The sequence below is a fragment of the Leptolyngbya sp. FACHB-36 genome (assembly GCF_014695955.1).
GTDB lineage: Bacteria > Cyanobacteriota > Cyanobacteriia > Leptolyngbyales > Leptolyngbyaceae > FACHB-36.
The window spans coordinates 1-12,365 of sequence record NZ_JACJPG010000578.1 but is presented as its reverse complement, the minus strand read 5'-3'; the positions used below and the strand labels follow the sequence as shown (position 1 = coordinate 12,365).

Sequence of the window (12,365 nt, the reverse complement as noted above, 5' to 3'; positions counted from 1 at the left end):
GGAGCGATCGGGGCAGCGGGTGAGGTAATACAGAGGTAGACATACCGTTGCACCGAAGTTTCAAAAAGTTGTTCAGGTAATGCCTGAAACCAAAGCAAAGATTGAAACCGTATTGCTAAATAAAGCTCTTTCAGAGCAGTCCCTTGCTAGATTTGCCTCCTTAAACGGGGTCTCCGGATCTCGGCTTCATCGCCCCGAAGGCTGTTAGCATGGGTTGAACTATTGCAGCGAATTGATATGAATCTGACAGCGGGTTCGCCTCTGCAAGGCGGTAAATACCTCCTGGAGCGGGTGTTGAGTCACACGGGTTTAACCGTCACGTTCAAAGCTTCTCAAACGCATCTCAACAAAGCAGTTGTTCTCAAGATGCTGCGCCCAAATCCGCAGATCCCCGCGGATTTTGCTCTCCTTAAGCAGCAGTTTGTCGAAGACGTGCGCCAGTTTGCTCGCTGTCAGCATCCGGGCTTTGTTCACATTTTGGACATGTTTGAAGAAGGGGGCTTGCCGTTTGTTGTAATGGATTTTGTAGCAGGGCAGTCTTTAGCCGATCGAGTGCAGGCAAAGGGACCGCTGCCGGAAGCAAAGGCTCTCCGCTACATTCGGCAGGTAGGTTCTGCGCTGGGTTTGATTCATCGGCACGGCTTGGTTCACCGCAACGTCAAGCCCAAGAATTTGATTCGTCCTCCCGGAGCCGATTTTGTTGTACTGGTAGATTTTGGTGGCGTTACATCTTCGCTGCTGCCCGGAGCCAGTGCAAACGTGCTCTCCACCAGCAACCCCTATGGGGCGATCGAGCAGTATCAGTCTGCCGAACCCCAAGCCGCAACGGACGTTTACGCACTGGCTGCAAGCCTGTATTTTTTGCTGACTGGACAGCCTCCGATCGCGGCTTCCCAACGACACGAAACTTCTTTGGTGTCACCGCGCCAATTGCAACCGCAGCTTAGCGCGATGGTAGAGGCCGCCATCCTTAGCGGCATGGACCCAAACTCCCAAACTCGTCCACCCACGATCGCCGCGTGGTTTTCGCTGCTGCCCCACAGTACTGAACTGCCGCTGATTCAGGTGCATCAGAATGGGTCAGCACCGCCCCCGTCTGCTAAGGGAAATCCTCCCTCCGCCAAGGTGAACGAAGCGTCTGCGGCTCCTGCCACCGTGCCAGTTATTGCTGCATCACCCAGCAAACCCACACCTCCCAAGCCACCGTCGATCGCTCAGCCCTCCAATCAACCGCTGATTTTGGCATCAGCGCTGGCGCTAGTGATGGGAGTTGGGGCAGGGCTTGCCCTCCGCGTTAGCGGGGCGACTGGACCTGGATCGAGTATTTTTCACACAGAACAGGTGTTTCCACCTGTCAAAGATTTTCCTGTGTCGGCAGAATCTATAACTGTGCCTGTTACTTCCCCACCTCCCACGGCGGCCCCGGTCGGAGGTGAGCTCCCTCCCCCACTTTCCCCTCGAAGCGATGTGCCCATTCGCGCCCCGATCGCTCCAAAGCCAAAGCCCTCTCCGACGCCGGAGGAGATTACGCCTCCTGCCCTGGACTCGGACTCTACTTCGGTTGAGGAGGCCCCAGCGGTCCCAGAACCGCAGCCTGCCGCACCGCGACCTGCAGCACCGCAGCCCGTTGCGCCTGCAACTGAACCTGTTGCGCCCGCCCAAGTGAACCCAGATCCGCCATTGGGTTCTGCTCAGCCAGAGGAGACGCGATCAAGTCCAGCACCGTAGCGCTTCCTCCCTCGTCAGCACGCTATAATTTGGGCAGCGTGCAGGAATATCTTAATGAGTAGTCCTCTAATTCATGCGTTTTTTGTTGGTAGAGCATTTGCCGAAGCCCTCTACGAGCAAGCTGAGAACGTTCTCACAGATACTTTGAGTGAGATGGGTAAGTTTGACGCCGAGCAGCGCGAGCGACTACGTCACTTCACTGAGGACGTGTTAGAGCGAGCGAATCGAGCGGAAGAAGTGGCAACGCGTGGGCGGACGACGACCGCGATCGTTCCGATCGAAAACTACTCCGGCGATTTGCAAGCGACGATCGATGATCTGCGAGCAGAAATTGCTCAGCTTCGGGCGGAATTGAAGCGATACCGCAGCAGCGCGCTCTAGCGCTGCTTGCGTCTCCTTTGATACCATTAGTGACAAGTCAAACCAAGGACGAACCAGGATTTCGAGTGTCTGCGCTTTCTTACGACTCCGACCCCATTGGACCCTCTGCGGAGCCTGTAGCTGCTGGCACGCAATCCTCGTTTGGGCGTCCCCGCAAGGGAAGACCCTACGGCGATAAAGCCTATCGTTGGAATCGCGAGAACTACTCGCGACGACGGCGGTTTGTGGATATTTGGTCGTTTGTGCTGCTGCTGCTGCTGGCTCAGTGGCGCTACGGTAAAGCGTGGACTTATCCAGGCGGCATGACCGATGCAAGCCGCGCCGATCGACGCAGAGCTTCGGCAATTTGGATTCGAGAAACGCTGTTAGATCTTGGACCTACTTTTATTAAGGTGGGGCAGCTATTTTCGACTCGCGCCGATTTGTTTCCGAGCGAGTACGTGGAGGAACTGTCTAAGCTGCAAGACAGTGTGCCCGCGTTCAGCTATGAGCAGGCAAAAGCGATCGTTGAACAAGATTTAGGCAAGCCGATTCAAGAGCTGTTTCGCAGCTTTGATCCGGTGCCGCTGGCGGCAGCAAGCCTGGGACAGGTGCATCGCGCCAAGCTGCATACAGGCGAAGAAGTCGTCGTCAAGGTGCAGCGTCCGGGCTTGCTGAAGCTGTTCAAGATTGACCTTGACATCCTTAAAGGCATTACTCGCTACTTCCAGAACCACCCAGAGTGGGGCAAAGGGCGGGATTGGCTGGGCATTTACGACGAGTGCTGTCGCATCCTCTACGAGGAAATTGACTACCTTAACGAAGGGCGCAACGCCGACACCTTTCGCCGCAACTTCCGGGATGAAGACTGGGTGCACGTGCCGAGGGTGTATTGGCGCTATGCCTCACCCAGGGTGCTGACGCTGGAATACCTTCCCGGCATCAAGATTAGCCACTACGAAGCGCTGGAAGCTGCGGGGCTGGATCGCAAGGCGATCGCTCAATTGGGTGCCAAAGCGTACCTGCAACAGCTTCTGAACGATGGCTTTTTTCACGCCGATCCGCACCCTGGTAACATTGCGGTTAGTCCGGAAGGGTCGCTCATCTTCTACGATTTCGGCATGATGGGGCAGGTGAAGGCGATTACCCGCGAAAAGCTGCTGGACACCTTTTTTGGCATCGCTCAGAAAGACGCCGATCGCGTCGTCTCCTCCCTGGTTGAGCTAGGTGCGCTGGCCCCAGCCAGTGATATGGGACCGGTGCGGCGATCGGTGCAGTTCATGCTGGATAACTTCATGGACAAGCCTTTCGAGAACCAGTCCGTCAGCGAAATTAGTGATGATCTGTACGAGATCGCCTACGGACAGCCGTTCCGTTTTCCCGCCACGTTTACCTTTGTGATGCGTGCCTTCTCGACATTGGAGGGCGTGGGCAAAGGACTGGACCCAGACTTTAACTTTATGGAAGTGGCAAAGCCCTTCGCCTTACAGATTATGGCAGGCAATCCTTCATCAGACGCCAATAACCTCCTGAGCGAACTCAGCCGTCAGGCGGCACAGGTCAGTAGCACCGCTCTGGGGCTGCCGCGCCGCATCGAGGACACCCTCGACAAGCTGGAGCGGGGTGACTTGCGCGTGCGGACGCGATCAATCGAAACCGATCGCGTTCTGCGGCGGCTGAGCGGCGTTAATATGGGAACGAACTACACCCTTCTCGTTTGTGCCTTTACCGTCTCAGCAACAATTCTGTTGGTCAGTGGGTTTGCGTGGCTAGCCCTTTTGGTTGCGTCTGTCGCTGGGATTGCTGCTGTTGCGTTGATTCGGCTGATGATTCGAATTGATCGTGCTGATCGAATGCCATAAATTTTTCTTGACTGGCGTGCTGCCTTGCTATGAAACGGTTTTTTGCGGGTCTGACAGATGCGGGACTCTTGCGCTCGGTGAACCAGGACGCCTATTACATCGATTCCGAGGGGCGATTCTTCATCGTGGCAGACGGCATGGGTGGGCACGCAGGTGGACAAGAAGCCAGCCGAATTGCCTCACAGGCGATTCAAGAGTACTTGGATAACCAGTGGTCGGCGGCAGTGGAGTCTCCAGCGTTACTTAAAGATGCTCTGCTGGAAGCAAACCAGCGCATTTTGCAGGATCAACGCCGCCACCCGGAGAGATCGGATATGGGTACTACTATCGTCGTGCTGGTCTTCCGCGACGAGCAGTCATGGTGCGCCCACATTGGCGACTCGCGGCTCTACCGTCTACGCGGTTCCAAGCTGGATCAAATCACCGAGGACCATACCTGGGTGGCACGGGCGATGCGCAGTGGCGAAATTACGTCAGACCAAGCGCGTGTGCATCCGTGGCGGCACGTGCTGGCGCAGTGTCTGGGGCGGGAAGATTTAAGTCAACTGGATGTCCAGTCGCTTCAGGTGCAGCCGGGCGATCGTCTGCTGCTGTGCAGCGACGGGCTGACCGAGGAACTGCCTGACCAGTTCATTGCCTCTCAGCTAAAAACGATCCGCGCCTGCGACAAAGCAGCGACAGCACTGGTTAACGCGGCAAAAGATCGCGGTGGGCGGGATAACATTACGGTGGTCATCGTGGCATGCGATGCCCTAAGCCGCGACTAGCGATCGTCGCGCGTCAGTTTCTGGAAAGGGCACGGCAACGCCTGAATAAATTTTTAGTTGACCGTGGATTGCGATCACATTAGATTGCGTGGATTCGTGTCCATACTGATCTGTGAAACCGATCACACTGTTGCTCCGTCATCTTCCTCATCGTCACTTGTTGAAGCCAATGAAGTCTCAGCTCGCCGCCCTGTCGCTGGTTCTGCTCCCGATCGTCGCTGCACCTGCGGTTGCAGCACCCACTCCGTCTGCGTCTCGGAGTGTGGCACCCCGAAAAATTAGTTTGACATTTAAAGTCCCCAGCCGCGGCGCGCCTCCCACAACCGCAGGCGGCGCCACTCGCGGTACCTGCGTGCGAGGAGCAAAGCGGCTCACCCCGCTCGTTCCTCCCGGCAGCATCTCACTGACGGTTTCCGAGCGCCCCAGTTTCTTTGTCTACGTACCCAGATCTTCAGCAAAGACGGCGAATCTGCTGTTGCTTAGCGGCGACGATCGCGATGTAGTCTACGAAGCCACGCTGAAATTACCGGCGACGGCTGGCGTGATGCGGATTGATTTACCAAACACCGCGCCTGCTCTGGAGACGGGTAAGCGCTATCACTGGTTTCTGACTCTGACTTGCAATGCGTCCTTAGATGCCAGCGGCGATCCGTTTGTCGAGGGCTGGGTCGAGCGTACTGCGCCGACACGATCGCTCGTAAAATCTGTGGAAACGATGCCGCTGAGCGATCGTCCCGCACTCTACGCCGAGTCGGGTATCTGGCACGAGACGCTGTCCAGCCTGTCGGATCTGCGTCGTCAAGCCCCCTTAGACACGAAACTGCGATCCGATTGGATCGAACTGCTGAACTCTGTAGGGTTGGGCACCCTCGCGAACGAGCCGTTTGCTAACTAACGATCGCACCGCTCTAGCAGACCTGTCAGTGAATGATCGAGGAGGCACGATGCCGCTGAGCACAAGCGATCTGGAGAAATTGCAGGAACAGTTTCCCGACCAGCGCATGGAGCTAGTCGATGGAGAAATCATTGTTATGAGTCCATCAGGGTACGAATCCGATGAGGTGGCAACTGAGTTTGCGGCTCAACTGCGCAACTGGGTTCGACCACGCCAACTGGGTCGCGTTACGGGATCTAGTGCTGGATTTACTCTACCGAACTCTGATACTCGTGCTCCCGATGTGTCATTCGTTCAGGCAGAGCGGCTTCGTCGCAGTCCGCGATCGTTCGCGGAACTTGCCCCTGATTTGATGGTAGAAGTGAAATCCCCCACAGATAGCCTCACAAAGCTCAGAAACAAGATTCAGAGCTTTTTGCAACTGGGGTCTAAAGTGGGTGTTTTGATTAATCCAGAGACGCGAATCGTCGAAGTTTATCGAGCAAACCAAGACACCGTCATCCTGCAAGACGGCGACCGATTGAGCCTGCCGGATCTGCTGCCGGGATGGGAAGTGGCGATCGCCGATCTTTGGGCACCCGAATTTGATTAATTCAACTTAATTAAAAAACGAAAAAACGAACCGGATTGCAGCCGGACCCGTCTGTAAATTAGTCATCATGTGGACAAGGCTGAAGCAGAAAGCATGGCAATGGCGGGGAGTGCTCGTGACGGTTCCCTGCGTTACGGCGATCGTGATTGGCTTGCGTTCGTCGGGACTGCTGCAACCGCTGGAATTTCCGATGCTGGATCAGTTCTTTCTGCTGCGTCCAGTAGAGCCGATCGATTCGCGCATCGTGATTGTCGAGATCACCGAGGCAGATGTGCAGAAAGTCGGACAGCCGATGACGGATGCCACGCTTGCCAGAGTTCTAGAGACCATTAAACAGCAGCAGCCAAGCGCGATCGGACTTGACCTGTACCGGGATTTGCCGGTGAATCCGGGACACGACGCCCTAATCAAGATTTTTGAGACGACGCCAAACCTGTACGGGGTACGAAAAGTCGTGGGTAGCGCCGATAGCTCCTCGGTGGCGGCACCGCCTGTTCTGCAACAGCAGAATCGCGTCGGATCAAATGACCTCCCGCTGGACGGCGACGGCAAAGTGCGACGAATGCCGCTGTATCTAGAGGACCCGTCGGGAGAGCAGGTATTCAGCTTGGGCTTTTTGCTGGCAGCGCAGTACCTCCAAGAAAAAGACATTCACCCAGAATTGACCTCGGATAATTTGATCCAACTGGGTCCAGCGGTGTTCCCTGTGTTTAACGGCAACGATGGCGCCTATGTGCGAGCGGGAGCGGGCGGCTACCAACTGCTGCTGAACTACCGAGGACCAATTCAGCAGTTTCAGACGCTAACCTTAAGCCAAGTGCTAGAGAACCGCGTTGCGGACGGAATGCTGCGCGATCGCATTGTGCTGATCGGCTCGACGGCTGAAAGCCTAAAAGATTTGTTTTACATCCCCTATAGCAGCAGCCTCACGGCTCCCAGTCGCACCGCAGGCGTCACCATTCATGCCAATCTGGTAAGTCAGATTCTGAGCGAGGTGCTCGATCGCCGTCCGGGCTTGAAAACATGGGACGACCTGTGGGAGTGGCTGTGGATTTTTGGCTGGGCAACGGTGGGGGCTGTGCTGAGTTGGCAGCAGCGCTATATTAAACACCCGTGGACTCTGCTGGGTACGCTGAGCACGATCGTGGTTTCTGCTGGCGTCGTCGGCATTGGCTTTGGCGCGTTTCTGCAAGGCTGGTGGATTCCGGTGGTGCCGCCTGTGATAGCACTGGTGCTGTCGGCAACGGCAATTACTGGATACGTGGCTCGATCGGCGGCTGACATGCGCCGCACCTTTGGACGCTATCTCACGGATGAAGTGGTAGCTAGCCTGTTGGAAACGCCTGCGGGCTTGAAACTGGGCGGCGAGCGGCGAAAAGTCACAATTCTGGTATCGGATCTGCGGGGATTTTCAGCGATTTCAGAGTACTTTCCGCCCGAAAAAGTCGTGACTATCCTGAATCTCTATCTGGGTGCCATGTCCGACATTATCAGCCGCTACCAAGGCACCATCAATGAATTCATTGGTGACGGCATTTTTGTCCTATTTGGCGCACCAATTCAGCGCGAGGACGATTCCCAGCGGGCGATCGCCTGTGCGGTAGCAATGCAGGCCGCGATGGACGAGGTAAATCGGCAAAATCGGCAGATGGGATTGCCGACGATCGCGATGGGCATCGGCATTGATACGGGTGAGGTGATCGTCGGCAACATTGGTTCACAGCGACGTGCTAAATACACCGCGATCGGCAACCACGCCAACTTGGCCGCGCGAATTGAGTCCTACACGGTGGGGCGGCAAATTTTGATCTCGCAGCACACCTTTAAGGATGCGGGCGCGATCGTCCAGGTGAAGGGGCAAATGCAAGTTGAGCCAAAGGGCATTCGCGAACCGATCACGCTGTACGACGTCAACGGCATCGGCGGCAAATACGGTGTGGTTCTCTCTGAAGAGGCAGAAGAACTGGTCACGCTACAAACCCCCGTCTCCGTGCGCTACACGGTGCTAGAAGGCAAGCATTTAGTCGGCACCGTGTTTGAGGGCAAGCTGATCAAGCTGTCGGCGATCGGGGCAGAGCTGTGGTCAGATCACCTGCTGACTCCGCTGAGCAACCTCAAGATTGCTCTGTACTTACCCGACTCGCCGCCCTGCGAGAACCTATATGCCAAAGTGTTGGATAAGCCAGCCGCGCCTGAATGCGTCCGAATTCGCTTCACCAGCGTACTGCCTGAGGTAGCAAGCGTGCTAGAGGAGTTACGCCGTCACTAGTGGCTTTCGCTATGGGGTACCGATGGTGGGCGTTCTAGGGCGATCGCGCCCAGCGTGCCTTTGCGAAACTCGGTTAGCAACTGACGGGCAGTGCGCTCTACATCGCCTTGGAAGCGCTGTTCTGCTAGCGTGTGCAGGAAGGTTTCCCCAGTTATAGAGTTGGCGTCGAGATCATAGCGCGATCGCAGCGTCGCCGTGGCTTGTAAGTCTTTCAGCAGGTCTATCAGCGTTGCCGAGACCCGCTGGTTATCGTAGGCGGCTTCGCCGATGTCGTCGCAGATGGCAAGCTTCAGCGCCGCGTCTTGATTGTTCAGCTTTGAAGGCAGCACTCCGGGCGCGTCCAGCAGTTCAATTTGATCTGAGATGCGTACCCAGCGCAACTGTCGCGTCACGCCAGCGCGGCGAGCGCTCTCTACAACGCGCCGCTTCAGCAGACGGTTGATTAAGGCAGATTTACCAACATTGGGAAAGCCGATCACGACGGCACGAACAGGACGGGGCAGCATTCCACGATCGCGGCGGCGCTGGTTCATTTGGATTCCGGCTGCCTGTGCCGCTTGGGTGACTGCCTCAATCCCTTTTCCATGTTGGGCATCGGTAAAGTAGGGTTCGTCGCCCTGTGCCTTGAACCACTCCGTCCACTGCTGCCGCGCGATCGATGAAACCATATCCAGCCGATTTAAAACCAAAACGCGCCCTTTACCGTTAATCCACTGCTTTAGCAGTGGATGTTCTGTGGACATTGGAATTCGCGCATCCCGCACTTCCAGGACAACATCCACCAGCTTTAGCTGATCGCGCAGATTTTTCTCTGCCTTGGCAATATGACCGGGATACCACTGAATCGGAGGGGTGGACATAGCAATCAACACAGCAACCAGAGACGATCTTAACGCTCATTGGATTGATTGCCTGTTGTCAGTCACTAACCAGATTAAGGAGTGGCTGAGTTGCTCGGAACTGGGTAGCGTCCGCTCGTATCTTAGGATCTAGAGATTCTGGACACTTCAATGGACGAAAAATTTCGCCGCCAGCTTCGAGAAGCGGCTGAGCAATGGTGGAAAGAAGGATTAATCGATGCAACTCTGTACGAAAAGCTTGCCGATCGCTACCGCTTCGATCGTCTAGAGCGCGAGGCATCGAACCGCTTCATTACCATTCTGATTAGCTTAGGCGCAGTGCTGGTCGGTTTGGGCGCAATTACTTTTGTGGCAGCCAACTGGCAGGCGCTATCGCGATCAATGCAGTCTGCCCTAATGCTGAGTTGCTTTATTGGCGTGAGTGCGGCGGGCTTTTATGTATGGCGCAGTGGTAAACAACGTCTGGGTGAAAGTTTGCTGCTGCTGGCTGGCTTGCTGCTAGGGGCAAATCTGGCGTTGATGTCTCAAATCTTTCACCAAAGCGGCGAACTGTACGAACTGTTCCTCGTCTGGAGCTTTGGCGTCACCGCAATGGCGTACAGTTTGCGGCTCACGTCGCTAGCAGGAATGGCGCTGATTCTGCTGTCGATCGGCTTTTGGTCTAGCCTGCTGAGCTGGCTCAACTGGCAAGAGTTCGGGTGGTCGTCGCTGATCATCCGGCACTTGCCTTTGATTGTCAGCGCGGTGTTTGTGCCACTGGCGTACTGGTGTCGATCACGCGTCATCTTTGCCCTCAGCGCCGTGTCGATCGTCGCTTCACTGCTGATCAATCTTCGACCTTTGATGCTGTGGAGCGCCTCGCCACTCGGAGCAGGGTTCGTCTTAGTGGCGGCGTTTGTGCTACCACCCGCGCTGCTGTGGAGCTACCGCGATCGGTTTTGGCAGCGACAGTCTGAAGCCTTAAGCGAGAATGCACCGTTTCAGGTTGTCGCACGCGGTCTTGCGCTGGGATTCCTAGGCGGCATGTTTTACCTGCTCTCGTTTCACTGGTGGTGGATTACGCCGCTGCCTAACGCAGGACAAGCTGCAGGCTTTGGCGACTGGAGTTCTGCCACGATGGTAGACGCGATCGTCTTAGGCGTCTTGGCGCTGGTGAATTGGTCGCAGTTGGGTGGATTTCGGCAACCGACTGTGCTGACGATCAACAGTCGCACGATCGCCAGTCTCCTCGTTCTTACGGCTGGGCTCCTTCTAGGGCGGATGAGTCTGCTACCCGTATCAGGAGTGCTGCCGCTGGTATTCAACGGAATGCTGTTCTTTTTGGCGATCGGGCTGATTCGAGACGGCTTGGCAATCGGACAGCGTCCGCTATTTTGGGGCGGCATGGCGCTGTTAGTGCTGGGCATTGTCAGCCGCGTGTTCGAGTACGACACCGGACTGCTGCTGAAGTCGATCGTTCTGGTTGTTTGTGGAGTCGGCGTGATCGTTGCCGGACTTCGATTTGAGCGCATGACCAAACCTCACGCACCGCTACCATCTTAGGAGGAAATGACATGACCGATCCGTTACCCGTTTCGATGCCCGAAACGCTCAATCTGCCAGTCACCAGCGCACCCAAACGGCTTCCGGGTTGGCGCCTGTGGCTGCCGCTGGTATTCCAGGCTGCTTTAATTGTGACGATTCCAGCTCAGGATGCTTACACGTACGTCACCGGAAAAACCGTGGTTCTGCAAACGATTCCGGTTGATCCTTACGACATCATGCGCGGCTACTCGCAAACGCTAAGGTACACAATTTCTCAGGTGGATTTTCTCAAGAAGCTTCCGGGAGGCGATCGACTCACTCAGTCACCGCTAACCGATCTTTACGTCGTTCTGCAAGCTCCCGATAAAGCCACCAATCCGCCGACGTCCTGGAAGCCTGTGCGTGTGAGCGTCGATCGTCCCACGAACCTGTCTGCAAACCAGATTGCGATTAAAGGTCGCTACAGCAGTGGGCAAGTTCTGTACGGGCTGGAATCTTACTACATGCCCGAAGATCAGCGCACCCAGCTCAACACCACGATTCAGCAGACCCGGCAAACGCCTCAAGCGTTTGTGGTCGAGACCAAAATTGACGCGACGGGCAATGCAGTTCCAGTCAGTTTGTGGGTGCGCGATCGCAACTACCGCTTCTAACTCGTTTAGGCGGCTGATTGACCGATCGTTCACGACATCTGAAGCCCGATGTCGAACGTTCCCGCATAGCCTTGCGCCCCTTGGGTTAGCTGGAGCATCAGTTGTTTGCCGTCTTCCCGAAAGATACCGTCTCGATCGTTCTTTAGGGTCCGCTGTCCATTTGCAGCATAGGGAGGCTGGGCGTGGACTTGCTCGGTGAGGGCGTCGTCAAAGTAAAGCTGCGACGTAAACTCGTAGTGCTGAGATGCAGACCCCGTGCGGATCTTAAAGTGGATGTGGACCGTTCTGCCTGGATACCAACCAGGGTAGATGGTAACAAACTCAGCCGTTCCGTTGGCGTTGGTCACTTGGTAGCCACGCAGAAATTTTTTCCCAAGGGTGTTAAAGTTTCGGTCCCTCACATCGGAATAGACGCCTTGCGCGTCGCAGTGCCAGATGTCTATGGTCGCTCCAGCCACAGGGCTACAGGAAGTGGTGCCAACCTGAGACACCCGAAACGTCAACCGCAGCGGGACTCCCTGTTTCACTGATCCATCAGCGGGATCAGAGCGGATATCGGAGCGATCGAGCCCCTCATCGACAAAATAGGGACCTTCTGTTTGCTGGGGTCGCACGACACAGGACGGAGTTGTGGCAGCAGCCTGAGTCGCTGCCTGCATAGGCGCACTGGTTGGCTTGGCTGAAGTGGACTGCCCACGGAAGCACCCGACCAGCGATACGGCGATCGTGCCTGCCAGAAAGCCAAGCACGTCTCGTCGGCGCAGTAGGACAGCGGCGATGAGTCGATTAGCGCGGTGTTTTTTCATTGGTTTGTAACAAACGAATTAAACGGTGAAGAGAATGACGTCACGGACA

At 56.0% G+C, this 12,365-nt stretch carries 11 protein-coding genes; 9 read left to right on the top strand and 2 right to left on the bottom strand.

What is annotated here, in order from left to right:
- Positions 1 to 222: 222 nt before the first annotated feature.
- The 7 genes from H6F43_RS16725 to H6F43_RS16695 all read left to right on the top strand — a co-directional run bounded on the left by H6F43_RS16725 (position 223) and on the right by H6F43_RS16695 (position 8,473).
- Entirely contained in the window at positions 223 to 1,728 is a 1,506-nt protein-coding gene (locus tag H6F43_RS16725; protein ID WP_190343854.1) for a serine/threonine-protein kinase, read from the top strand.
- 54 nt (positions 1,729 to 1,782) lie between these two features.
- Entirely contained in the window at positions 1,783 to 2,109 is a 327-nt protein-coding gene (locus tag H6F43_RS16720) for a DUF6825 family protein (protein WP_190343853.1), read from the top strand.
- A 65-nt stretch (positions 2,110 to 2,174) separates the two neighbouring features.
- The gene (locus H6F43_RS16715; protein WP_190343852.1) at positions 2,175 to 3,950 is read left to right on the top strand and encodes an AarF/UbiB family protein; all 1,776 of its coding nucleotides are present in this window, start codon (positions 2,175 to 2,177) and stop codon (positions 3,948 to 3,950) included.
- 29 nt (positions 3,951 to 3,979) lie between these two features.
- The gene (locus H6F43_RS16710; RefSeq protein WP_190343851.1) at positions 3,980 to 4,717 is read left to right on the top strand and encodes a Stp1/IreP family PP2C-type Ser/Thr phosphatase; all 738 of its coding nucleotides are present in this window, start codon (positions 3,980 to 3,982) and stop codon (positions 4,715 to 4,717) included.
- 169 nt (positions 4,718 to 4,886) lie between these two features.
- On the top strand, positions 4,887 to 5,612 hold the full coding sequence (locus tag H6F43_RS16705; protein ID WP_190343850.1) for a DUF928 domain-containing protein: 726 nt from the start codon (positions 4,887 to 4,889) through the stop codon (positions 5,610 to 5,612).
- Between the two features lie 49 nt (positions 5,613 to 5,661).
- Entirely contained in the window at positions 5,662 to 6,204 is a 543-nt protein-coding gene (locus H6F43_RS16700; RefSeq protein WP_190343873.1) for a Uma2 family endonuclease, read from the top strand.
- 67 nt (positions 6,205 to 6,271) lie between these two features.
- The gene (locus tag H6F43_RS16695) at positions 6,272 to 8,473 is read left to right on the top strand and encodes an adenylate/guanylate cyclase domain-containing protein (protein WP_190343849.1); all 2,202 of its coding nucleotides are present in this window, start codon (positions 6,272 to 6,274) and stop codon (positions 8,471 to 8,473) included.
- Here H6F43_RS16695 and ylqF read toward each other — a convergent pair.
- Entirely contained in the window at positions 8,470 to 9,333 is an 864-nt protein-coding gene (ylqF, locus tag H6F43_RS16690; protein WP_190343848.1) for a ribosome biogenesis GTPase YlqF, read from the bottom strand. The genes H6F43_RS16695 and ylqF overlap by 4 nt on opposite strands.
- A gap of 150 nt (positions 9,334 to 9,483) precedes the next feature.
- Here ylqF and H6F43_RS16685 point away from each other — a divergent pair, with 150 nt between their 5' ends.
- Both H6F43_RS16685 and H6F43_RS16680 read left to right on the top strand, forming a co-directional pair.
- Complete coding sequence (locus H6F43_RS16685; protein ID WP_190343847.1) at positions 9,484 to 10,875, top strand: DUF2157 domain-containing protein; 1,392 nt, start codon at positions 9,484 to 9,486, stop codon at positions 10,873 to 10,875.
- Between the two features lie 11 nt (positions 10,876 to 10,886).
- Positions 10,887 to 11,510, top strand: coding sequence for a GDYXXLXY domain-containing protein (locus H6F43_RS16680; protein ID WP_190343846.1), 624 nt, complete (start codon positions 10,887 to 10,889; stop codon positions 11,508 to 11,510).
- Between the two features lie 29 nt (positions 11,511 to 11,539).
- Here the strand turns inward: H6F43_RS16680 and H6F43_RS16675 are convergent, their stop codons facing one another.
- Positions 11,540 to 12,316, bottom strand: coding sequence for an intradiol ring-cleavage dioxygenase (locus tag H6F43_RS16675; RefSeq protein WP_190343845.1), 777 nt, complete (start codon positions 12,314 to 12,316; stop codon positions 11,540 to 11,542).
- Positions 12,317 to 12,365 lie beyond the last annotated feature (49 nt).

Coding starts and splice junctions, on each gene's coding strand:
- H6F43_RS16720 (WP_190343853.1), top strand. CDS start 1,783: ATGAGTAGTCCTCTAATTCATGCGTTTTTTGTTGGTAGAGCATTTGCC.
- H6F43_RS16710 (WP_190343851.1), top strand. CDS start 3,980: ATGAAACGGTTTTTTGCGGGTCTGACAGATGCGGGACTCTTGCGCTCG.
- H6F43_RS16705 (WP_190343850.1), top strand. CDS start 4,887: ATGAAGTCTCAGCTCGCCGCCCTGTCGCTGGTTCTGCTCCCGATCGTC.
- H6F43_RS16700 (WP_190343873.1), top strand. CDS start 5,662: ATGCCGCTGAGCACAAGCGATCTGGAGAAATTGCAGGAACAGTTTCCC.
- H6F43_RS16695 (WP_190343849.1), top strand. CDS start 6,272: ATGTGGACAAGGCTGAAGCAGAAAGCATGGCAATGGCGGGGAGTGCTC.
- ylqF (WP_190343848.1), bottom strand. CDS start 9,333: ATGTCCACCCCTCCGATTCAGTGGTATCCCGGTCATATTGCCAAGGCA.
- H6F43_RS16685 (WP_190343847.1), top strand. CDS start 9,484: ATGGACGAAAAATTTCGCCGCCAGCTTCGAGAAGCGGCTGAGCAATGG.
- H6F43_RS16680 (WP_190343846.1), top strand. CDS start 10,887: ATGACCGATCCGTTACCCGTTTCGATGCCCGAAACGCTCAATCTGCCA.
- H6F43_RS16675 (WP_190343845.1), bottom strand. CDS start 12,316: ATGAAAAAACACCGCGCTAATCGACTCATCGCCGCTGTCCTACTGCGC.